Origin of the sequence: Azospirillum sp. HJ39 (assembly GCF_041507355.1) — a bacterium.
Taxonomy (GTDB): domain Bacteria; phylum Pseudomonadota; class Alphaproteobacteria; order Azospirillales; family Azospirillaceae; genus Azospirillum; species Azospirillum thiophilum.
This window is the reverse complement of record NZ_CP167913.1, coordinates 232190-253445: the sequence shown is the minus strand read 5'-3', so window position 1 is coordinate 253445 and position 21256 is coordinate 232190. Positions and strand designations below refer to the sequence as shown.

The following is a 21256-nucleotide window of genomic DNA, read 5'->3' as shown; positions in this document are numbered from 1 at the left end:
CATGTGCAACGATCCGCCGGATGCGCGCCGCCAAGCCGGTTTTCCGAACTCGGCCGAACTCCGCCGACATATGGGCGGGCTCGAAATTCTAGGCGCGCATCCTGGCCGGCGACACCCCGAACCAGCGCCGGAAGGCGCGGCTGAAGGCGCTGACCTCCGAATAGCCCAGCAGGGCGCCGATGTCGGCGATCGGGACATGGCGCTGGCGGATATGGATCGCCGCCAAGTCGCGCCTCACCCTCTCCACCAGATCGGAGAAGCTGAGCCCCTCGTCGGCCAGCCGGCGCTGCAGCGTCCAGCGGGCGATGCCCAGCCGGTCGGCGATGTCCTCGAGATGGGGCGGCCCGTCCGGCAGGCAGGCCCGCACCTCCGCCCGCACCCGGTCGAGCAGCGGCGGCGTGCCGGTGCCGCGGGCGATGTCGACCAGGGTGCCGCACAGGCCGGTCAGCCGGGCCATGTCGCCGCCGGGCATGCGGCGGTCGAGATGGCGGTCGCGCAGCAGGAGGGCGTTGGTGCGCTGGCCGAAATGGGCCGGGGCGTCGAACAGCGCCTCGTGCTGGCGCCAGCCCTCCGGCCGGGGATGCTCGAAATGCACCTCCTCCGGCATCCAGCCCGGGCCGAGGCAGGCGCGCACCACATTGGCGAACATGCCCATGGTCAGCTCGGCATCCTGCCGCCGCTCGACGATGCGGCCGTCGAGGATGCGGTATTCCAGCCGCAGCAACTCGCCCTCGCGGACGAAGCGGGTTTCGGTCGCCTGCTGGTGGAAGGGGAACAGCCGGGCCAGATGCTCCAGCGCCGCCCCCAGCGTCGGCGCGGCCAGCGCAATGGAGCCGATCAGCCCCAGCATCTCCGGCTGGAACTGGCGGCCGAACAGCAGGCCGAAATTGTCGTTGCCCGTCTCCGCCGCCGCCTCCTCCATCATCGCCACATAGGCGCCGAGGTCGAGCGCCAGCGTCGGCTGGCCCAGCGCCCGCTCCTCCACCCCGGCGCGCAGGAACACCCGGTCGGCGCAGCCGCCCTGCGCGGCGATGAAGCCGGAAACCCCGCACGCCGCCGCGGCAAGGATGTTGTGCTGCACAGTTCCTGTGCGGCGGTCGGCAGTCTGCCCAATCTTCGGTCGGTGCGGCGTCATGACACAGCCTCTCGCAGCCGGTTTGCCGCAACGCAGCAAACATCATGCCGTTCTCAAGCCTGCCAGAGACCGCTCGCTCCGTGAATTGTACGATGTGCCTACGGTTTCGGAACGGGCGCCCGCCCGCTCATACCGGCGGTCCGATAATGGCCGCCGGTATCCGCGCCGACTGGCGCGGCGGCATCAGTTGTTGCGGCCGAAGTCGGACCCGCGCGCCGGCTCCTTGAAATAGAACATGTCCCGCTCGAAGGTGACGTCGGTGCGCGGGTTGAGCAGCGCCACCTCGGTGGTCAAGCCCTGGGCATCCAGCACCCGCCATTTGCGCAGCTGGAAGGGGCGGTCCTCGAACACCAGGGTCAGGGTGCCCTTGCCGGGATCCTTGGTCTCCAGCAGGCTGACCTCGATCACGCCGGGTGCCTGGAAGACCTCGGTCACGGTGACGTCGCCCGACAGGCGGATGGTCTTGCGCAGGATGAAGTCGGCGAGCGTCGAACCGATGGGCGCGCTCGACTGCTGGCGCATCTCGCCGTCCCAATAGAAGACGAAGCTGCCGTCGGCGACGATGAAATCCTTCAGCGGCCGGTCATATTCCAGCCGCATCTTTCCCGGCCGCGACAGATAGAAGGTGCCGGTCGCCTGCCGGCCGTTGGGGGCCACCTGCAGGAACTTCGATTGGAGGTTGACGATCCCGTTCAGATACTCCTCCACCTTGGCGACGGTTGCCTCGTCCTGCGCCGTCAGGGCGACGGGGACCGCCGGGGCGGCGGAGGCGGCGAGCGCGGCCGGAACCGGGGCCAGCAGGGCGGCGGACAGCAGAACGGCGGAAAGGCGGCGAAGCACGGTCTTCATCCTCGGTCGTTCGGGATCTTCGGTCGTCCAGGGCCCGGATCCCCGTCGGGCACCGAGGCGGACATAAGGAGTCCGCCCCCCGCTGCCAAGGACCACCGACGGAGAGGAGCCGGGGAAGGAAGGATCAGAGCGGCAGCCCGCGGATCATCCGGGGCAGGTCGCCCACCACCCCCATGGCATGCTTCATGAAGAAGCGCTTGACCGGCGGCAGCCGGTTGATCACCGCCATGCCCAGGTCGCGCGCCAGCTTCACCGGCGGGATGCTGTTGGAGAACAGGTGGACCAGCCCGTCGCACACCGCGGCCAGCAGCACGGTGTCGAAGCGGCGCCAGCGCTGGAAGCGCGCCAGCACCTCCGGCCCGCCGACATCCAGCCCCAGCCGGTAGGCGTCGACCACCACCTCGGCCAGCGCCGCCACGTCGCGCATGCCGAGGTTCAGCCCCTGCCCGGCGATGGGGTGGATGGCATGGGCGGCCTCGCCCACCAGCGCCAGCCGGTCGGCGACGAAGCGCTCGGCCAGCAGCACCGACAGCGGCCACGCCTCGCGCCGGGTCAGCAGCGAGATCTCGCCGAGATAGCCGCCGGACCGCCGGGTCAGCTCGTCGATGAACTGGTCCTCGGGCAGCTTCAGGTAGGTGTCGACCAGCGAGGTCTTCTCGCTCCACACGATGGAACAGCGGTTGTCCGTCATCGGCAGCACGGCGAAGGGGCCGTTGGGCAGGAAATGCTCGACCGCGACGCCCTTGTTCGGCTCGGAATGGCGGATGGTGCAGATGATGGCGCTCTGGTCGTAGGACCAGCGCCGCACCTTGATCCCGGCGCTGTCGCGCGCCAGCGACCGCCGGCCGTCGGCGCCGACCAGCAGCCGGCCGCGCACCGTGCGCCCGTCGGCCAGCCGCACCGACACGCCGGTCCGCGTGCGCTCCACCGTGATCGCCTTGGCCGGCGCCAGATGGACCAGCCCCGGCAGCTCGGCCGAGCGGGTGAACAGGGCGCTGCGGATGTCCTTGTTGTCCAGGATCCAGCCGAAGGGCTGGTGCGTGCCCTCCATCGCCAGTTCGGTGTGGTCGTAATGGATGAACAGCGGCGAGAACTGGTCGGCGATGCGGATGTCCAGCATCGGCCCGGCCCGCTCGGCCATGTGGTGCCAGACCCCCGCCGACTCCAGCACCATCTTCGAGGCGTAGGAGATCGCGGTGGTGCGGATGTCGAAGCCGTGGCTCTCCATGCGCTCCGGGCTGTCCTGGTCGATGCAGACCACCGGCACGCCGGCGCTGGCGAGCGCCGCCGCCATGGTCAACCCGGCCAGACCGCCGCCCAGCACCACGACCTCGGTGGTGATGTCGCCGCCCTGCGGGGGGACGGACGCTTTGCCCGATTCGGTGCCAGATACGGCCATGATGCTCGTTGCCCTCTCGCCTCTTGCATGGCGCGGCAGCCAACCGGTCCCGAAAACCGGACGGGTCCGGACCGGGCGGCGCCGCGCGCGATCAAACATTGTCTTACGGAGGCCTCCTGTCCAGTGTCCTGTCCGGGCGCCGCCCCGGCAAACCGGGCCGGCCATGCCCGACAGGCGGCCGGACGGCTCATGAATGGTCGTATTTCAGGCATATGATGACTTTTTGAGCGCCCAATCGGCGGGCACATCCCGGTTGCCGCGGCGGATTTCAACCGGCACGATTCTTGTAGTCATTGCTTTTTGCGGTCGACGCGAACAGGCTTGGCCATCGGCGGGAGGACGGGACGGCGTTTGGCCGGACCGGAACCGCAACGGGGCGGCCACAGCCTCATCCGCGGCCGGAACAACGCTTTAAGGGGAAGCCACATGAAACTGGTTATGGCCATCATCAAGCCGTTCAAGCTGGACGAAGTGCGCGAGGCGCTGACTTCGCTCGGGATCCAGGGCCTGACCGTCAGCGAGGTCAAGGGCTTCGGCCGCCAGAAGGGCCAGACGGAAATCTACCGCGGCGCCGAATATTCGGTGAGCTTCCTGCCCAAGGTGAAGGTCGAGGTCGCCGTCTCCGACGACCAGTACGAGCAGGTGGTCGAGGCGATCCAGAAGGCCGCCAACACCGGCCGCATCGGCGACGGCAAGATCTTCGTCCTGGAGATCGCGCAGGCCGTGCGCATCCGCACCGGAGAGACCAACTCCGAGGCGCTGTAAGGCCGACGGCGAAGGCGGGTCCGCTCCTCATCCGTGCAGGAACGGACCCGGCCGGCGCGCAAACGCGCGCCTGCCGTCCACAGATCAGCCGGCCGCGGCCGGATCGCCTGGAACGGAACCGGGAACGGCAAAGGCGTCCGCCGCCAGCGCGCGGGCATAATCGCGCACATCCGCCGGCCAGTCCGCCGTCAGGCCGTCGAACAGCAAGCGATCCGCCGCATAGAGCGCCCGCACCGCCTCCTCGTAGCCCGGCCGGTCGCCGGCCAGGGCCGACATCACGCGATAGGCGGCCTCCTGCGCACGGCGCATGCGGTCCTTCGCCTCTCCCCCCTTGCGCGCCTCGTCCACCAGCTTGCGCAGCGCCACCGACGCCCCGCCGGGCTGGGCGTTCAGCCAGTCCCAATGCCGCGGCAGCAGCGTCACCTCGCGCGCCACCACCCCCAGTTTCGGCCGCCCCGGCCCGCGCGGGGTCTGCGGAGCAGCAAGCTCCCCGCCGGTTTCCCGCAAATCCGGCCCGCGCAGATCGAGATCGACGGCCCGCCCAGTCGCATCGTCGAAGACCAGGGCCGGCGGCCCATCCGGCTCCGCGGCAAGCGCCGTCCGCAGTACCCGCGCGACGGACGGCCCATCTCCGGCGGCGATGCGGCGGTCGCCGCGGAAGGCGGTGCAAAGGGGTTCGGCGGTGACGGACATGGGCTGGCCTCGGGGTTGTGACGCCGGGTTTTTACCCGGATGAAAACCGGGAGTCAATATCACCCGGATAAAAATCGGCCGCATGCCGCCCGCGGCCTGTGACCGTTCGGCCACCGGTCCCGTCCCATGGGTTCTGGGCGCTTGTGCCCCCCGGGCGGCGCCGATAGGATCGGTCGCGCATGAGATGCGGCCGCACCCCGATTGGCCGGGGCGCGGCATCCGGGGTGGGAAGAGGGTTCCGGTCGTCATGGTCCTTGCCGATTTCAGCGTCAACAGCGGTGCCGTCTTCACCGAGGCGATCGGGAACGACCGCCTCGACCGGCTGACCGATTATCCCTTCACCCGGCTGGCCAACCTGCTGGCGCCGATCACGCCGCGGGCCAACGTCGCCCCGATCCTGCTGACGGTGGGCGAGCCGCAGCATACCCCGCCGGCCATCATCGACGAGACGCTGCGCGCCAACACCGCCGGCTGGGGCAAATACCCGCCGGTCGGCGGCACGCCGGAATTCCGCGCCGCGGCCGGCGACTGGCTGACCCGCCGCTACGAACTGCCGCCGGGGCTGCTGCATGCCGACAGCTCCATCCTGCCGCTGTCCGGCACGCGCGAGGCGCTCTTCATGCTGGCCCTGCTGGCGGTGCCGACACAGAAGGCCGGGCGCCAGCCGGCGGTCCTGATGCCCAACCCCTTCTATGCGCCCTACGAGGGGGCGGCGGTGATGGCAGGGGCGGAGCCGGTGTTCCTGTCGGCGACGCGCGAAACCGGCTTCCTGCCCGACCTCGATGCCCTGACGCCGGAGCTGCTGGAGCGCACGGCGCTGTTCTACCTGTGCACGCCCGGCAATCCGCAGGGGGCGGCGGCCACGCCGGCCTATCTCGCCAAGGCGATCGGGCTGGCGCGGCAATACGGCTTCGTGCTGGCGGTCGACGAATGCTATGCCGAGATCTGGCTGGACGCCCCGCCGGTCGGCGCGCTCCAGGTCGCGGCCGGCATGCCGCAACAGGACGGCAAGCCCTGGGCCAACCTGCTGGTCTTCCACTCCCTGTCCAAGCGGTCGAGCGCGGCCGGCATGCGCTCCGGCTTCGTCGCCGGCGACCCGGCGCTGATCGGGCGCTTCTCCCGCCTGCGCAGCTACGGCTGCGCCGGCATGCCGCTGCCGATCCTGGCGGCCAGCACCGCGCTGTGGCGCGACGAGGCGCATGTGGAGGAGAACCGCGCCGCCTATCGCGCCAAGTTCGCCGCTGCGGAGGCCGAGCTGGGCGGCCGCTACGGCTATTACCGCCCGGCCGGCGGCTTCTTCCTGTGGCTCGACGTCGGCAACGGCGAGGAGGCGGCCAAGCGGCTGTGGGCGGAGGGGGCGGTCCGCGTGCTGCCCGGCGCCTACCTGTCGCGCAGCAATCCGGGCGAACCGAACCCCGGCGACGCCTATATCCGCGTGGCGCTGGTCGAAAGCGCCGACACCGTCGCCCAGGCCTGCGCCTCCATCGTCCGCATTCTCGGCTAAGCCACTCTCGGTTGACCGGCCCGCCCGGTTTCCCGCCCGTCTCCAAGTTTTCTACAGCACGAGGTTCCCGTCCCATGGCCCGACCCGCCGGCCCTTCCTCCGCGCGCCCCCGGCCCAGCCTGGGGCGGACCGCCGCCGGCCCGCGCAAGGGCGGGTCCCGCGACGGCGGCAAGGAAGCCGGCAAGGAGATGGGCAAGGATCCGGGACGGGACCGGCTGCGCGCCGGCCGCGGCCGGGCAGAGAAGCCCCCCTTCTTCTCCCCGGCCATGCGCGCCTTCGTCGTCGCCCGCGCGCGCGAGGCGATGGGCTTCGTGCTGGGGCTGTTCGGCCTGCTGCTGATGGTGCTGCTGGGCAGCTACGACCCGCAGGACGCCTCGCTGAACTCGGTCCCCGCCGCATCGGGGGGCACCCACAACCTGTTCGGCACCCCCGGCGCCTATGTCGCCGACCTGCTGATCCAGTCACTGGGCTGGGCCTCCTTCGTCATCGCGCTGGTGCCGATGTTCTGGGGCTGGCGCCTGGGGGCGCAGCGCCGACTGGGCAACCCGCTGTTCCGCACCGTGCTGGCGCTGTGGGGCGTGATCCTGGGATCGATGGCGCTCGCCGGCCTGACCGATGCGTCGACCGACCCGCTGGCGCCGCTGCCCGGCGGCAGCATCGGCCAGGTCCTGCTGCGCGGCGTCGGCAACCTGTTCGGGGCGGAACCGATGGTGGCGACCGCCGCCGCGGTCGGTGCCGGGCTGGTGCTGTTCCTGGCCGCCGGCCTGTCGGTCGGCGAATGGATCGCCAGCTTCCGCGCGCTCGGCCGCGGCAGCGTGAACGGCGTGCGGCTGATCCGCACGGGGACCCGCAACGGCATCGACGCCCTGCGCCGCCATGGCCGCAACGCGGCGCAGGCCGCGGTGCAGACCGCCTCCATCGCCGTGGACGACGCGCTGCGCGGCGACGGCGCCCCCAAGCGCGACCGGCCCCGCTTCGACGATGCCGTGCGCGTCGACCCGCTTCCCCCCGCCGGGCTTGACGCCAGCCCGCCCCCGGCTGCCGGCACGGGCTCGGCCGGGCAGGGCGCCGGGCAGGGCGCCGGGCAGGCAGGCACCGACCAACGGCCGCTGCGCCCGATCCCGGTCATCGCCCCGCCGAAATCCACCGCGTCCGAACGCGAGGCCGCAAGGACCGACCCGCGCCAGCCCCGGCTGCCGCTGGGCGAGGAGGACGGCCCGCCGGGCTACGAGCTGCCGCCGCTCGACCTGCTGCAGGTGCCGCCCGCCGGCATCCGCGGCGAACAGCTCGACGAGGCTGCGCTGCAGCGCAACGCCGGCCAGCTCGAAGGGGTGCTCGGCGATTTCGGCGTGCGCGGCGAGATCCAGAAGGTCCATCCCGGCCCGGTCGTCACCCTGTACGAGCTGGAGCCGGCGCCCGGCACCAAATCCTCGCGCGTCATCGGCCTGGCCGACGACATCGCCCGCTCGATGAGCGCGGTGTCGGTCCGCGTCGCCGTGGTGCCCGGCCGCAACGTCATCGGCATCGAGCTGCCCAACGCAAAGCGCGAGACCGTGCTGCTGCGCGAGCTGATGGCGGCGGACGGCTTCGACAAGCATGGCGGCAAGCTGGCGCTGGCGCTCGGCAAGGACATCGGCGGCCAGCCGGTGGTCGCCGACCTCGCCCGCTTCCCCCATCTGCTGGTCGCCGGCACCACCGGCTCGGGCAAGTCGGTGGCGATCAACACCATGATCCTGTCGCTGCTCTACCGGCTGCCGCCGGAGCGCTGCCGCTTCATCATGATCGACCCCAAGATGCTGGAACTGTCGGTCTACGAGGGCATCCCCCATCTGCTGACCCCCGTCGTCACCGACCCCAAGAAGGCGGTGGTTGCGCTGAAATGGACGGTGCGGGAGATGGAGGACCGCTACCGCAACATGTCCAAGCTGGGGGTGCGCAACATCGAGGGCTACAACGCCCGCCTGCGCGAGGCGCGCGAGGGCGGCGAGTCGCTGACCCGCCGCGTCCAGACCGGTTTCGATCCCGACACCGGCAAGCCGCTGTTCGAGGAACAGCCGCTCGACCTCACCGAGCTGCCCTACATCGTCGTCATCGTCGACGAGATGGCCGACCTGATGCTGGTGGCCGGTAAGGACATCGAGGCGGCGATCCAGCGCCTCGCCCAGATGGCGCGTGCCGCCGGCATCCACCTGATCATGGCGACGCAGCGTCCCTCGGTCGACGTCATCACCGGCACCATCAAGGCCAACTTCCCGACCCGCATCAGCTTCCAGGTCACCAGCAAGATCGACAGCCGCACCATCCTGGGCGAACAGGGGGCCGAACAGCTTCTCGGCCAGGGCGACATGCTCTACATGGCCGGCGGCGGCCGCATCACCCGCGTCCACGGCCCCTTCGTCTCCGACCACGAGGTCGAGCAGATCGTCCGCTTCCTCAAGGCCCAGGGCGAGCCCAACTATGTCGACGCCATCCTGGAGGACGAGGAGGGCGGCGAGTCCTTCGACGACGGCGGCCTGCCGGGCACCGGCAGCGGCTCGGGCGACGACCTCTACGACAAGGCGGTGGCGGTGGTCTGCCGCGAGCGCAAGGCGTCGACCAGCTTCATCCAGCGCCAGCTGCGCATCGGCTACAACTCCGCCGCCCGCCTGATCGAGCGGATGGAGACCGAAGGGGTGGTCAGCAAGCCCAACCACTCCGGCAAACGCGAGGTTCTGGCACGCAACATCGACGAATGAGTGTTTTTTCCCGGCCCGTTGACAGCGGCGGGGTACGGCACCAATATCGGGGGTAGGCGGGCCGGGGACTGCAATTCCCCGGCCCGCCCGCCCGATCTTAGTGCATCAGAAGGTCAAGCAGCCGCTTGACGATCTCCAGCACCAGGATCAGGAGAGTGAGGAAGCGTTCCATCCTCAAGCCCTCCGTCAGTGCGGCGGCGATGGCGGCCCATCCGCCATCGCGTCCGCCCGCGGACTATGGCGCAGGTGGTCGCGTCCGAAAACGGGAAACCCACGCAGCCCTGTTCTTTTACTGATTGCAGGCGGTGCCTGTTATCGCCTCAAAGGCACCAGCGATCCCAGCAGGAACAGCGCAGCGGCGGCCACCACCACGCTCGGCCCTGCCGGCAGATCCCAGTTCAGCGAGGCCAGCAGCCCGGCCACGACCGCCGCCACGCCGATGACCGAGGCCAGCGCCGCCATCGTCTCCGGCGTGCGGGCGAAGCGGCGGGCCGCGGCGGCGGGGATGATCAGCAGCGAGGTGATCAGCAGGATGCCGACGATCTTCATGGCGATGGCGATGACCAGCGCGATCAGCAGCATGAAGGCCAGCCGCAGGGCGTCGACCGGCATGCCCTCCACCCGCGCCAGATCCTCGTCCACCGTCACCGCCAGCAGCCGGCGCCACAGCAGCGCCAGACCGGTCAGCGCCACCGCCCCGCCGCCATAGATCGCCATCAGGTCGCCGCCGGTCACCGACAGGATGTCGCCGAACAGATAGGCCATCAGGTCGATGCGCAGCGTCTCCAGGAAGGCCAGCGTCACCAGACCCAGCGACAACGAGCCGTGCGACAGGATGCCCAGCAGCGTGTCGGCCGCGAGCGTGCGGCGGCGCTGCAGGGCGACCAGCGCCAAGGCCAGCGCCACGCACACCGCCATCACGCCCACCATCGGGTTGACGCCCAGCAGGAAGCCCAGCGTCACCCCCAGCAGGGCCGAATGGGCCAGCGTGTCGCCGAAATAGGCCATGCGCCGCCACACCACGAAGGAGCCCAGCGGCCCGGCCAGCAGGGCGATGCCGCCGCCGGCCAGCAGCGCGCGAACCACGAACTCATCCATGGCAGCAGCCCCCGTCATGGTCATGCACGACCTTGCCGTCCTCGGCATGGGCGTGGTCGTGGCGGTGCAGGTAGACGGCGAGGTCGGCGGCATGGCCGCCGAACAGGGCATGGTATTCCGGATGCCGGCTGACATCCTCCGGCCGGCCGGAACAGCAGACATGCCCGTTCAGGCAAATCACCCGGTCGGTGCGCGCCATCACCGTATGCAGGTCATGGCTGACCAGCAGGACGCCGCAGCCGCGGCGCTGCCGCACCTGGGCGATGCGGTGGAACAGCTCGGCCTGACCATGGACGTCGACCGCCTGGTCCGGCTCGTCCAGCACCAGCAGGTCGGGCTCGCCCAGCAGGGCGCGGGCCAGCAGCACCCGCTGCATCTCGCCGCCGGAGATGGTCTGCACCGCCGAATCGGCCAGCCGCGTCACCCCGGCCTCCTCCAGCGCCGCCTCCACCCGCTCGGCGGTCACCGGCCGCCACAGCGCCAAAAAGCGGCGCACGGTCAGCGGCAGCGTCTGGTCCACCGCCAGCTTCTGCGGCATGTAGCCGACGCGCAGCCCCGGACGGCGCAGCACCCGCCCGCCGCCGGGCGCCACCAGCCCCAGCACCGCGCGGACCAGCGTCGTCTTGCCGGCGCCGTTGGGGCCGATCAGCGTCACCACCTCCCCCGGCTGGACGGCGACGTTGACGCGGTCCAGCACGGTGCGGCGGCCGAAGCGGACGGTCAGGTCCTCGGTCCAGGCGAGCGGGCCGGCGAACAGGGCGCCGTCGATCTGGTCTGGTTTATCGCGCTGCGGGCTGGATATTGACATGTTACGTTATAACGTGACACCAGTTAAACATGGCTTCCCTATGCGCTGAAATCCAGCAGCCTGTCCAGCAAGTCGAGAGGATCCCTCCCATGCGCCCCAACGCGCTGTCCGCCGCCCTCCTGTCCGCCCTGTTCGTCTCCCCGGCGCTGCCGGCATTGGCCGATGCACCGAAAGTGGTGGTGTCGATCAAGCCGATCCATTCGCTGGTCGCCGCGGTCATGCAGGGTGTCGGCGAACCGGCGCTGCTGGTGCGCGGCGGCGCCTCGCCGCACAGCTACGCGATGAAGCCGTCGGACGCCAAGGCGCTGTCGGCCGCCGACATCGTCGTCTGGGTCGGGCCGGAGCTGGAAGGTTTCCTGGAAAAGCCGCTGAAGGCCAACGCCCCGAAGGCCAGACTGCTGACCCTGATGGAGCTGAGGGGCCTGACCCTGCTGGAAAGTCGCGAGGGCGGGGCGTGGGAGGCCCACGACCACGGCCATGAGAGCCACGACCATAAGGGCCACGACCACAAGGCGCATGACCACAAGGGCCACGACCACGGCGACGACCATGAGGAACTGAACAGCCACATCTGGCTCGATCCCGCCAACGCCCGCGCCATCGTCGTCGCGACGGCGGAGGCGCTGGCCGCCCGCGATCCCGCCGATGCCGAGGCCTACCGCACCAATGCCGACCGCACGCTCCAGGCGCTCGACGCGCTGGACGCGGAGTTGAAGGCGACGCTGGCGCCGGTGAAGGACAAGCCCTTCGTCGTCTTCCACGACGCCTACCAGTATTTCGAGGCGCGCTACGACCTGTCGGCGGTGGGCTCCATCACCGTCAGCCCGGACCGCCGTCCTTCGGCCAAGCGGCTGTCGGCGATCCGCGCCAAGATCGGCGGGCTGGGCGCCGCCTGCGTCTTCGCCGAGCCGCAGTTCGAACCGGCGCTGGTCCAGACCGTGGTCGAGGGCACCAAGGCGAAGACCGGCGTGCTCGATCCCGAAGGGGCCGATCTGGCGGAGGGCGTGGCGCTCTACCCCACCCTGCTGCGCAACCTCGCCGCATCGCTGCGCAGCTGCCTTGGCGCTTAAGCCGGGGCGGAGCCTGTGCTAAACCGCTGACAGCGGGGAAGCCCGGTTCCGGATGCTCGAAAAAGGGATGTGGTCATGAAGATCGGTATCGTCGGCTGCGCGGGGCGCATGGGGCAGATGCTGGTGCGCGAGATCGCGGCCACCGCCGGCTGCACGCTGGCCGGCGGGACCGAACGGACGGGCGGCCCGGCGCTGGGCAAGGATCTGGGCCTGCTGGCCGGCATCGACCCGCTGGGCGTCGCCGCCATCGACGATCCGGTCGCGCTGTTCGCCCAGTCGGACGCGGTGATCGACTTCACCAGCCCCGACGCGACCGAACGCCATGCCGCGCTCGCCGCCCAGTCGGAAACCGTGCTGGTCATCGGCACCACCGGCCTGAACCCGTCGCAGCAGGCGGCCATCGCCACCGCCGCCACCCACACCGCCATCGTCCAGTCGCCGAACATGTCGCTGGGCGTCAACCTGCTGCTGGCGCTGGTCGAGCAGGTGGCCCACACGCTGGGCGACGATTTCGACATCGACATCCTGGAGATGCACCACCGCCGCAAGGTCGATGCGCCGTCGGGCACCGCGCTCGGCCTCGGCCGGGCGGCGGCGGCCGGGCGCGGCGTTGCCCTGGAGGATGTCTGGCAGAAGGTCCGCGACGGCCACACCGGCGCCCGCCCGGCCGGCGAGATCGGCTTCGCCACGCTGCGCGGCGGCGACGTGATCGGCGACCACACCGTGATGTTCGCCGGCGACGGCGAGCGGATCGAACTGACCCACAAGGCGTCCGGCCGCCAGATCTACGCCAAGGGCGCCGTCCGCGCCGCCCTGTGGGCCCAGGACAAGACGCCGGGCCTCTACAGCATGCGGAACGTGCTGGGGGTCTGACCCCCCGGCACGCAAAAGCCTCGCGTCACGCCGTCCGTTTCCAGGCGACGGTCAGCAGGCCGGCGCCCATCAGCAGCGACCCGCCGACCCGGTTGACGGTGCGCTGCACCGACGGCGTCCGCACCGCGCGCCGCGCCGCCGAGGCCAGCAGGGCGTAAGCAGTGGCGTTCAGCGTCGCCAGCACCAGGAAGGTCGCCTCCATCACCACCATCTGCCCGGCCAGCGGCCGGCCGGGGTCGAGGAACTGCGGCAGGAAGGCGACGAAGAAGACTATGCTCTTCGGGTTCAGCGCGGTGACGGCATAGGTGTGCAGCATCATGCGCCAGGGCCGCACCGGCCGATCGTCGGCCACCGCCTCGCCGGTCCCGACCGGCGCCCGCCACAGCTTGAAGCCGAGATAGACCAGATAGGCCGCCCCCGCCCATTTCAGCAGGGTGAACAGCGCCGCCGAGGTCGACAGCAGCACGCCCAGCCCAAGCATCGAGGCGGTCATCGCGGTGAAGTCGCCCAACGCCACCCCGGCCACCGTCGCCATGGCCGAGCGCCGGCCATGGCCCAGCGCGTAGGACACGACGATCAGCACCGTCGGGCCGGGGATCATCAGCATGACGGCGGAGGCGGCGGCAAAGGCGAGCCACAGTTCGGGCGACATCGGGCGGGTCTCCTGTTCGGCAAGGACCCGCCCATCAATCCACAGCAGCCCGCCCCATGCAACTGGGGAGTGCCATCAAATCCGCCGCAGCGGCCGCCGGGCGCTCCACAGCCCGGCCAGGAAGGGCAGCGCCAGCAGGACCTGCAGGCCGGCCCAGCCCAGCGCCTCCCAGTTCGGGCGGCTCCAATCGACCTCGTGCAGGGCCTCCATGAAGGGCAGCTGGCCGTAGATCAGCGATTCGAGCGGCACGAAGCCTTCGGCGAGCACGGTCAGCAGCGCGGCCAGCAGCAGGCCGAAGGCCAGTGCCGCTTCGACCGGCAGGCGGCGGACAGCGCCGCACAGGCCGCGGGGCTCTCCGTCATCGTCGGCGGCGGGGACCGCCGGGCGGAACAGGCCGGCGATGCCGAGCGCGTCGCGGACCCCGGTCCCCACCGGCCGGCGGGCGGCGCGGACCAGCCCCAGCGCCGGCAGCGCCAGCGCCGGGATCAGCAGGTAGGGGTTGGGGAAGTCGCGGTAGCGACCGTCATAGACGATCAGCAGCGACCAGACCAGCGCCACCGCGCCCAGCGCCACGGCGCTCCACCGCCCCACCCGCTCGGTGCGGGTCAGGGCCGGGCGGGCATGGCGCAGGCCGACCAGCGGCTCGCGCGCCAGACCGCCGCTCGCCAGCGTGCGGTGGGCGGTCAGCAGCACCGCCAGCACCAGCGCCGCGGTCAGCGCCAGCATGCCGATGGCCAGCGTCGTGTCCTGCCAGTAGTGCTTGCCGTGGGCGGCGACGAAGGCGGCGCGCACATAGAGGGTCGACAGCGCCTGCGCCAGCAGGATCAGCACGACCCAGCCGGTGCCCGGCAGGTGCCGGCGCAACCCTGCCAGCCCGCCCAGCAGCACCAGCGCCAGCCCGCTGGAGACCGCGAACAGCCAGGGCCACGCCACATTGCCGACCACCGGCCCGGCCAGCGAGAATTTCGGCGTGCGGTCGGCATTGTAGAGGCCCCAGTGGCCGCCGACCGTGCCCTCCAGCTTGGCCTTCCATTCCTGGTCGAAGGCCTCGATGACGTTGTAGTCGAAGCCCTCCTGCTCGGCCATGCGGACGAAGGCGTTGACGAAGGTCGCCTTGTTGACCAGCCCGGGCACCGCGGCGCCGCGCGACCGCCCCGCGGTCGGCCAGCCGGTCTCGCCGACCAGGATCGGCTTGCCGGGAAAACGCTGGGCGATGATGCGGTAGCTGTGGCGGATGCGCTCGGTCGCGCCCTCCACGCCGGCCGGCACGTCCTCCCAATAGGGCAGCAGATGGATGGTCAGGTAATCGACGTGATCGGCGATCTGCGGGTATTTCAGCCACCATTCCCACACGTCGGCATAGGACACCGGCTGCTTCACCGCCGCCTTGACGCGGTCGATGTAGCCGGCGACCTGCTCCGGCGTCAGCTCGCGGCGCAGCAGCACCTCGTTGCCGACGATGACGCGGGTGATGACGTCGGGATAGCGGTTGGCGAGGTCGATCAGCGAGGCGATCTCCGCCTCGTTCTTCTCGGTCTTGGAGGACAGCCACGCCCCCATGGTGACCTGGATGCCATGCTTGCGCGCCAGTTCCGGCACCACCTGCAAGCCTTCCAGCGAGGTGTAGGTGCGCACGCCGGCGACCTGCGGCGCCAGCGCCGCCAGATCCTCCTCGATCTGGGCGGTGGTCGGGAAGACCTGGGTCAGCGGGCTCTGGCCGTCGCGGAAAGGGGCGAAGGACACGCTGCGCAGCTTGCCGCCCGGCGGCGGATCGAGCGGCACCGGGCGGTTCGGCAGGGACCAGACGGCGAGATTCGCGAGGCCGGCGACGAGGATCGCGGCGAGGATGAGGATCGGGCGCATGGGCGGGATGTCTACACCAAAGGCTCGGCGGTTTGAACGGCGACGGTCGCACCAACAGGCCGGGCGGCGTTTTTATTCACCGGCCCCACCATGAAAATGGGCGCGCCCCCAAAGGAGACGCGCCCGCCAGTCGGTCAAGGATTGAGTGACGTGCCTTCGTCACGGATTGATAAACCCACGGGAGGGGGAGTTTATTCCGGCGCAAAGGGCGAATTTCGGCAGCATCAGCCCCCCATCCCTCCCCCGCTCTCGTCCGGCCGAAGGCCGGTCCGATCGCGGGAGAGGGGGCAGGACTTTTGCGGGGGGTGCAGCGGAGTTCCCTCTCCCGCAAAGCGGGGGAGGGTTAGGGAGGGGGCATCGTCAGCCGACACCCCCACACAGCCCTCACCGCTCGACGAACGCCTTCTCGATGACGAAGCCGCCCGGCTCGCCGTTGGTGCCCATGACGAAGCCGCGGCGCTCCATCATCGCGGTGGTCTCGGCCAGCATGGCCGGGCTGCCGCAGATCATCACCCGGTCCTTCTCGGCATCGAGCTCCGGCAGGCCCAGGTCTTCGTACAGCTTGCCCGTCTCCATCAGCGTGGTCAGCCGGCCCTGGTTGCGGAAGGGCTCGCGCGTCACGGTCGGGTAGTACAGCAGCTTCTCCTTCACCTGCTCGCCGAAGAACTCGTTCTCCGGCAGGGCGTTGTGGATCAGCTCGTCATAGGCCAGTTCGGCCACCGTGCGGGTGCCGTGGGTCAGGATCACCCGGTCGAACTTCTCGTACATCTCCGGGTCCTTGATGATGCTGAGGAACGGCGCCAGGCCGGTGCCGGTGCTCAGCAGATACAGGTTCCGCCCGGGAAGCAGGTTGTCGGTGATCAGCGTGCCGGTCGCCTTGCGGTTCACCAGCAGTGTGTCGCCTTCCTTCAGGTGCTGCAGGCGCGAGGTCAGCGGGCCGTCCTGCACCTTGATGCTGAAGAACTCCAGCGTCTCCTCGTAATGCGCGCTGACCAGGCTGTAGGCACGCAGCAGGGGCCGGCCTTCGACCTCCAGCCCGATCATGGTGAACTGCCCCGGCAGGAAGCGGAAGGACGGATCGCGCGTGGTGGTGAAGCTGAACAGCGTGTCGGTCCAGTGGTGAACGGTCAGCACGCGTTCTTTGATCAAGTTGCTCATTGGGGCGTTCCAAAACCTGCAGTGCCAAGTCGATCTTGGCGACGTTAAATGCCGATGTCCGGGACGCTGCGTTCAGGTGGCCGATGCACGGATGACAAGCGGAGCTGCCGCGACGCAACGGCCGGACCCTATCAACAAAGCCGGCCGAAGGCCACGGGTTTATACCAGTCATTTGACGGGCTTTCCGGCAAACAACACAGTCTTTGCCGTACAACATTGATCCCGGTCAATCCGCCGCCTATTCGGCACTGGGCGGGGCGAACAGGTAGGGGGAGAGGCCGCGCAGGTTCTCGTCGACGATAAGCCGATGATTCAACGGCGGGAACGCCCGCTGCGAACAGTCCAGCCGCGGGCAGAGCCGGCAATTCACCCCGATCGGCGTCGCCGCCTCGGTGTTGGACAGGTCGAAACCGTCCGCATAGGTGACTTGCGCCGCATGCTGGACGTCGCAGCCAAGCGCGACGGCGAATTGCTGGGGCGGGCTGCGGTGGCCGCCGCCGGCCTTCACCACCGTACGGGCGATGGAGAAATAGGCGGTGCCATCCGGCATCTCCGCCACCTGGCTGTGGATCTTGCCCGGCGTGCGGAACGCCTCGTAGACGATCCAGCGCGGGCAGCCGCCGCCGAAGCGCGCCAGATGGAAGCCGCCGCCGGAAAAGCGCTTCGACACGTTGCCGGCGCTGTCCACCCGCATGAAGAAGAAGGGCACGCCCTTGGCCCCCGGCCGGTGCAGCGTGGTCAGCCGGTGGCAGACCTGCTCGAACGACGCGTCGAAGCGCCGCCGCAGGATCTCGATGTCGTAGCGGAGCTGGGTCGCCGCCTCGTGGAAGCGGGCATAGGGCATCAGCACCGCCGCGGCGAAGTAATTGGCCAGCCCGATGCGGGCCAGCCGCCGCGCCTCGTCCCCCGACAGGGCGGCGGCGTCGACGATGCCGTTCAGCAGGTCGCGGTGGCGCAGCAGCGCGATCTGGCAGGCGAGCTGGAAGGTGCGGCCCGACGGCGCCAGCATCTCCGACAGCAGGATGCGCCGGCTGTGGCGGTCGAAGCGGCGCACGGCATAGCCCATCACCTCCGACGGCAGCAGGCGGACGCGGACGCTGTGCTGGGTGTTCAGCCAGTCGGCCAGCCCGCGGTAGAGGTCACCGCGCTCCAGCCTGCCGTCCTGCCACAGCGCCTCGGCCGCCGCCTCCAGCTCGGGGAAATGGTTGGAGTGGGCCTGGAACAGGTCGCGCACCTCGTCCTGCGGGAAGCCGGTGTTCTGCACCAGATGCAGCTTCTCGCGGTCGGCCACCCGCTCCGCCAGCGCCTGGAGGTCGTCGCGCGCCCCGCGGAAGCCGCGGTAGAGCGCCACCACCGCCTGCCCCAGCGTCGGCGCCACCGCCGCCAGTTCGCGGAAATCCTGGTTCTTGATGTCGGAGCCGGCGAACAGCGGGTCGGCGAACACCTCGCGCAGCCCCGCCACCAGCCGGCTTTCCTCGTCCTCGGCGAAGGCCTGGAGGTCGACGCCGAACTGCTGGCCCAGCTTCAGCAGCAGCGGCACGGTGACCGGGCGCTGGTTGTGCTCGATCAGGTTCAGGTAGCTGGGGGAGATCGCCAGCTGCTCGGCCATCTGCGCCTGGGTCAGCCCGCGGTCGCGGCGCAGGCGGCGCACCTTCGGACCCAGCATCGCCTTCTTTTCCATGGTCGCCACCGCCGGCCCTCCTGGCCCCCGCCCCGATTTCGGCTTTACAAGATTTACCGATTTACAGGCTTTGTGAAACGGCAGTTTACAAACGGACCTTTTTACAAACAAGGGCTTATTGCAACGCACTCAGGCCCGGTTTAACTCTTGGTCCACGGCCGCGCTGTAAAGCGCAAGCGGCCCCGAAGACGGCCAGAGGCAGCAGAAGACGGCGGGAGGAAACGCCGCTGCATCCAGGCCGCGGGGGACCGACAAAAGGCCCGCCCCGAGACCCCAGTTCCGCCCCGATCGACCGGGCGCACCGGACAAAAGGAACCTGACCCATGTCGCTCGACGAAAAGACCAAGACCGCCATCCACGCCGCCCGTTACGAGGGCATCCGCCGCGACTACACCATGGACGACGTCAAGCGTCTGAGCGGCTCGGTCAAGATCGAGTACACGCTGGCCGAGCTGGGTGCGCGCCGCCTGTGGGAGCTGCTGAACACCGAGCCCTACATCAACACGCTGGGCGCGCTGACCGGCAACCAGGCGATGCAGGCGGTCAAGGCCGGCCTGAAGGCGATCTACCTGTCGGGCTGGCAGGTCGCCGGCGACGCCAACACGGCGGGCCAGATGTATCCGGACCAGAGCCTGTATCCGGTCAACTCGGTCCCGGCGGTGGTGGAGCGCATCAACAACACCTTCAAGCGCGCCGACGAGATCCAGACCTCCGAGGGCAAGGGCGACACCTACTGGTTCGCGCCGATCATCGCCGACGCGGAAGCCGGCTTCGGCGGCCCGCTGAACGCCTTCGAGCTGATGAAGGCGATGATCAAGGCCGGCGCCGCCGGCGTCCACTGGGAAGACCAGCTGGCGTCGGAGAAGAAGTGCGGCCATCTCGGCGGCAAGGTGCTGATCCCGACCCAGCAGCACATCCGCACGCTGAACGCCGCCCGCCTGGCCGCCGACGTCTGCGGCACCTCGACCCTGGTGATCGCCCGCACCGATGCCGAATCGGCGCAGCTCATCACGTCGGACATCGACGAGCGCGACCATCCCTTCATCGACTTCGACAGCGGCCGCACCACCGAGGGCTTCTACCGCCTGAAGAAGGGCCTGGGCGTCGAGCATTGCATCGCCCGCGGCCTGTCCTACGCGCCCTATTCGGACCTGATGTGGTGGGAAACCTCCAAGCCGAACCTGGACGAGGCGCGCCGCTTCGCCGAGGCCGTGCACAAGGAGTTCCCGGGCAAGATGCTGGCCTACAACTGCTCGCCCTCCTTCAACTGGAAGGCCAACCTGGACGAGGCCACCATCGCCAAGTACCAGCGCGAGCTGGGCGCGATGGGCTACAAGTTCCAGTTCGTCACGCTGGCCGGCTTCCACAGCCTGAACTACTCGGCCTTCACGCTCGCCAAGGGCTACGCAGAGCGCGGCATGGCCGCCTATTCCGAATTGCAGCAGGCCGAGTTCGCGGCCGAGAAGGACGGTTACACCGCCACCAAGCACCAGCGCGAAGTCGGCACCGGCTACTTCGACGCGGTCGCCACGGCGATCTCCGGCGGCACCTCCTCGACCACCGCGTACAAGGACAGCACCGAGGCTGACCAGTTCCATTGATCGCAGGTTCCGATCAAGGGGATTGGTCCGTGATCCGGTGTGCGAGCCGGATCTTTTCGAACGGCTGATGCTATGACTTGCCGACGGCCGGGGGCCTTCCCCCCGGCCGCTTTTTTTTGCCCGGCCTTCGGGGCGATTTTCCCCCGGCCGGCAGGGCAGCCGGTTCTTTGGGAATAATCCGTCGACGCAGCCACGCCTCCATGGTATGGCAGCCTTGCGCGGCATCAACCCGTGGTACCGCCCGGCTTGGCCGAAAGTCTTGAACGGGGCTGGAAAATCACCGCGGATACCACTGTCCGCCGGCGGTTGCGGCCGGCTGCGGTCCGCCGCGGCCTTGGGTGCGCCGCGGAATCCCTTGTTGACTTGGGGCCTCATCGGGACCAATTAAGTCCGCATGCTGAAAACAAACCGATCCGGGACGTAAAGGTCCCACACGCCGGCACCCGACCTCGGGCCCCGGCGGGCGGAACCGGCTGCCGCGCATCCCTGTTGCGCGGCGATGGCCGTTTCCAAACCGCCTCTGCCCCGGCGGGTTCTCCCCCCGGCAGGATCTCCTCTCGTGGAGATGCTCCCATCGGAGATGTTCCGGCGTCCTTGGTGAAACGATGAAAGGACATGACAGTATGGATCATACGCTCGCAGGAAAGTCGATCGCCATCCTCGTCTCCAACGGCTTCGAAGAAGCGGAGATGACCGAGCCGCAACGCGCCCTGATCAAGACCGGAGCGACGCTGCGCACCATCTCCACCGAGACGGGTCTGGTCAACGGCTGGCACGGCAAATCCTGGGGCCATTACTTCCCGGTGGACAAGCATCTGAGCGAGGCGCTGGGCGCCGACTTCGACATGCTGCTGCTGCCGGGCGGTGAGCGCAGCGTGGCGAAGCTGCAGCAGTCGGCCCACACCCGCCGCATCGTCGGCCATTTCCTCGATGCCGGCAAGCCGATCGCCGCCATCGACCAGGGCATCCAGCTGCTGGCGATCCCCGGCAAGCTGCGCGGCCGCCTGCTGGCCGCCCCGGAGGCCTACCGCGCCGACCTGACCGCCGCCGGCGGCCGGATCAGCGAGGACGCGCTGGTCGTCGACGACGTCACGGTCTCGGCGCTGGGCCAGGACCAGCTGAACGAGTTCGTCGAAGCCGTCGTCAAGCTGTTCTCCGAGCTGGGTTCGGTTCGCAAGGCCGCCTGACCTCCATCCTCAGCCGGCCCCGAAACGGCCGCCGTACCCCCGGGTGCGGCGGCCGTTTCGTTTTGGCGCCTGTGATCATTGCCGGATCCTGCAGGAAACCACTCATCTGCGTTGATTATTTTAAACATTCATATTAGTAAGGTTCAGCGTCAAACAATTCTGTCGGCCAAGGCGTCCTGTTGTCG

Annotated in this window: 17 protein-coding genes; 7 read left to right on the top strand and 10 right to left on the bottom strand. The window is 69.5% G+C overall.

Annotated features, from left to right (window positions below; all coding sequences use genetic code 11):
- Positions 1-88: 88 nt before the first annotated feature.
- The 3 genes from ABMY26_RS32580 to ABMY26_RS32570 all read right to left on the bottom strand — a co-directional run bounded on the left by ABMY26_RS32580 (position 89) and on the right by ABMY26_RS32570 (position 3383).
- Positions 89-1135, bottom strand: coding sequence for an AraC family transcriptional regulator (locus tag ABMY26_RS32580; protein WP_372400334.1), 1047 nt, complete (start codon positions 1133-1135; stop codon positions 89-91).
- A gap of 183 nt (positions 1136-1318) precedes the next feature.
- A complete protein-coding gene (locus tag ABMY26_RS32575; protein WP_372400333.1) occupies positions 1319-1984 on the bottom strand; it encodes an outer membrane lipoprotein carrier protein LolA in 666 nt (221 codons plus the stop codon).
- 124 nt (positions 1985-2108) lie between these two features.
- Positions 2109-3383: a UbiH/UbiF/VisC/COQ6 family ubiquinone biosynthesis hydroxylase gene (locus ABMY26_RS32570; protein WP_045583674.1), complete on the bottom strand. Its 1275-nt coding sequence runs from the start codon at positions 3381-3383 to the stop codon at positions 2109-2111.
- A 426-nt stretch (positions 3384-3809) separates the two neighbouring features.
- Here ABMY26_RS32570 and glnK point away from each other — a divergent pair, with 426 nt between their 5' ends.
- On the top strand, positions 3810-4148 hold the full coding sequence (glnK, locus tag ABMY26_RS32565) for a P-II family nitrogen regulator (protein ID WP_014189833.1): 339 nt from the start codon (positions 3810-3812) through the stop codon (positions 4146-4148).
- Positions 4149-4232: 84 nt separating this feature from the next.
- Here the strand turns inward: glnK and ABMY26_RS32560 are convergent, their stop codons facing one another.
- The gene (locus ABMY26_RS32560) at positions 4233-4841 is read right to left on the bottom strand and encodes a DUF2239 family protein (protein ID WP_372400332.1); all 609 of its coding nucleotides are present in this window, start codon (positions 4839-4841) and stop codon (positions 4233-4235) included.
- 247 nt (positions 4842-5088) lie between these two features.
- Between ABMY26_RS32560 and ABMY26_RS32555 the strand changes: the two genes are divergently transcribed.
- A complete protein-coding gene (locus ABMY26_RS32555) occupies positions 5089-6345 on the top strand; it encodes an aminotransferase class I/II-fold pyridoxal phosphate-dependent enzyme (protein ID WP_372400331.1) in 1257 nt (418 codons plus the stop codon).
- 74 nt (positions 6346-6419) lie between these two features.
- Positions 6420-9080, top strand: a complete 2661-nt coding sequence (locus ABMY26_RS32550; RefSeq protein WP_372400330.1) for a DNA translocase FtsK — start codon at positions 6420-6422, stop codon at positions 9078-9080.
- A 312-nt stretch (positions 9081-9392) separates the two neighbouring features.
- Here the strand turns inward: ABMY26_RS32550 and znuB are convergent, their stop codons facing one another.
- Together znuB and znuC are read right to left on the bottom strand one after the other, a co-directional pair.
- Positions 9393-10178, bottom strand: coding sequence for a zinc ABC transporter permease subunit ZnuB (gene znuB, locus ABMY26_RS32545; RefSeq protein ID WP_372400329.1), 786 nt, complete (start codon positions 10176-10178; stop codon positions 9393-9395).
- Positions 10171-10986 carry a zinc ABC transporter ATP-binding protein ZnuC gene (znuC, locus tag ABMY26_RS32540; RefSeq protein ID WP_372400328.1) on the bottom strand — a complete coding sequence of 272 codons (816 nt, stop codon included), beginning with the start codon at positions 10984-10986 and terminating at the stop codon, positions 10171-10173. Before znuC ends, znuB begins: the two co-directional genes overlap by 8 nt.
- Positions 10987-11075: 89 nt before the next feature.
- Between znuC and znuA the strand changes: the two genes are divergently transcribed.
- On the top strand, positions 11076-12056 hold the full coding sequence (gene znuA, locus ABMY26_RS32535; protein WP_372400327.1) for a zinc ABC transporter substrate-binding protein ZnuA: 981 nt from the start codon (positions 11076-11078) through the stop codon (positions 12054-12056).
- A gap of 75 nt (positions 12057-12131) precedes the next feature.
- Positions 12132-12929 (top strand): 4-hydroxy-tetrahydrodipicolinate reductase, encoded by a 798-nt coding sequence (gene dapB, locus ABMY26_RS32530; protein ID WP_372400326.1) that lies wholly within the window; start codon positions 12132-12134, stop codon positions 12927-12929.
- A 25-nt stretch (positions 12930-12954) separates the two neighbouring features.
- On the opposite strand, the gene ABMY26_RS32525 is transcribed toward dapB, so the two are convergent.
- From ABMY26_RS32525 to ABMY26_RS32510, 4 genes are all read right to left on the bottom strand, one after another.
- On the bottom strand, positions 12955-13581 hold the full coding sequence (locus ABMY26_RS32525; RefSeq protein WP_372400325.1) for a LysE family translocator: 627 nt from the start codon (positions 13579-13581) through the stop codon (positions 12955-12957).
- Between the two features lie 75 nt (positions 13582-13656).
- Positions 13657-15444 carry a glycosyl hydrolase family 17 protein gene (locus ABMY26_RS32520; protein WP_372400324.1) on the bottom strand — a complete coding sequence of 596 codons (1788 nt, stop codon included), beginning with the start codon at positions 15442-15444 and terminating at the stop codon, positions 13657-13659.
- A 384-nt stretch (positions 15445-15828) separates the two neighbouring features.
- Positions 15829-16602, bottom strand: coding sequence for a ferredoxin--NADP reductase (locus ABMY26_RS32515; RefSeq protein WP_372400323.1), 774 nt, complete (start codon positions 16600-16602; stop codon positions 15829-15831).
- Between the two features lie 238 nt (positions 16603-16840).
- Complete coding sequence (locus tag ABMY26_RS32510) at positions 16841-18283, bottom strand: short-chain fatty acyl-CoA regulator family protein (RefSeq protein WP_045583682.1); 1443 nt, start codon at positions 18281-18283, stop codon at positions 16841-16843.
- Positions 18284-18606: 323 nt separating this feature from the next.
- Between ABMY26_RS32510 and aceA the strand changes: the two genes are divergently transcribed.
- Both aceA and ABMY26_RS32500 read left to right on the top strand, forming a co-directional pair.
- Entirely contained in the window at positions 18607-19884 is a 1278-nt protein-coding gene (aceA, locus tag ABMY26_RS32505) for an isocitrate lyase (RefSeq protein ID WP_372400322.1), read from the top strand.
- Between the two features lie 623 nt (positions 19885-20507).
- Positions 20508-21071, top strand: a complete 564-nt coding sequence (locus tag ABMY26_RS32500; RefSeq protein WP_045583684.1) for a DJ-1/PfpI family protein — start codon at positions 20508-20510, stop codon at positions 21069-21071.
- Positions 21072-21256: the final 185 nt, after the last annotated feature.

Bases quoted from the DNA above. Each gene is read 5' to 3' on its own strand.
- ABMY26_RS32580 (WP_372400334.1), bottom strand. From the start codon at position 1,135: ATGACGCCGCACCGACCGAAGATTGGGCAGACTGCCGACCGCCGCACA.
- ABMY26_RS32575 (WP_372400333.1), bottom strand. From the start codon at position 1,984: ATGAAGACCGTGCTTCGCCGCCTTTCCGCCGTTCTGCTGTCCGCCGCC.
- ABMY26_RS32570 (WP_045583674.1), bottom strand. From the start codon at position 3,383: ATGGCCGTATCTGGCACCGAATCGGGCAAAGCGTCCGTCCCCCCGCAG.
- glnK (WP_014189833.1), top strand. From the start codon at position 3,810: ATGAAACTGGTTATGGCCATCATCAAGCCGTTCAAGCTGGACGAAGTG.
- ABMY26_RS32560 (WP_372400332.1), bottom strand. From the start codon at position 4,841: ATGTCCGTCACCGCCGAACCCCTTTGCACCGCCTTCCGCGGCGACCGC.
- ABMY26_RS32555 (WP_372400331.1), top strand. From the start codon at position 5,089: ATGGTCCTTGCCGATTTCAGCGTCAACAGCGGTGCCGTCTTCACCGAG.
- ABMY26_RS32550 (WP_372400330.1), top strand. From the start codon at position 6,420: ATGGCCCGACCCGCCGGCCCTTCCTCCGCGCGCCCCCGGCCCAGCCTG.
- znuB (WP_372400329.1), bottom strand. From the start codon at position 10,178: ATGGATGAGTTCGTGGTTCGCGCGCTGCTGGCCGGCGGCGGCATCGCC.
- znuC (WP_372400328.1), bottom strand. From the start codon at position 10,986: ATGTCAATATCCAGCCCGCAGCGCGATAAACCAGACCAGATCGACGGC.
- znuA (WP_372400327.1), top strand. From the start codon at position 11,076: ATGCGCCCCAACGCGCTGTCCGCCGCCCTCCTGTCCGCCCTGTTCGTC.
- dapB (WP_372400326.1), top strand. From the start codon at position 12,132: ATGAAGATCGGTATCGTCGGCTGCGCGGGGCGCATGGGGCAGATGCTG.
- ABMY26_RS32525 (WP_372400325.1), bottom strand. From the start codon at position 13,581: ATGTCGCCCGAACTGTGGCTCGCCTTTGCCGCCGCCTCCGCCGTCATG.
- ABMY26_RS32520 (WP_372400324.1), bottom strand. From the start codon at position 15,444: ATGCGCCCGATCCTCATCCTCGCCGCGATCCTCGTCGCCGGCCTCGCG.
- ABMY26_RS32515 (WP_372400323.1), bottom strand. From the start codon at position 16,602: ATGAGCAACTTGATCAAAGAACGCGTGCTGACCGTTCACCACTGGACC.
- ABMY26_RS32510 (WP_045583682.1), bottom strand. From the start codon at position 18,283: ATGGAAAAGAAGGCGATGCTGGGTCCGAAGGTGCGCCGCCTGCGCCGC.
- aceA (WP_372400322.1), top strand. From the start codon at position 18,607: ATGTCGCTCGACGAAAAGACCAAGACCGCCATCCACGCCGCCCGTTAC.
- ABMY26_RS32500 (WP_045583684.1), top strand. From the start codon at position 20,508: ATGGATCATACGCTCGCAGGAAAGTCGATCGCCATCCTCGTCTCCAAC.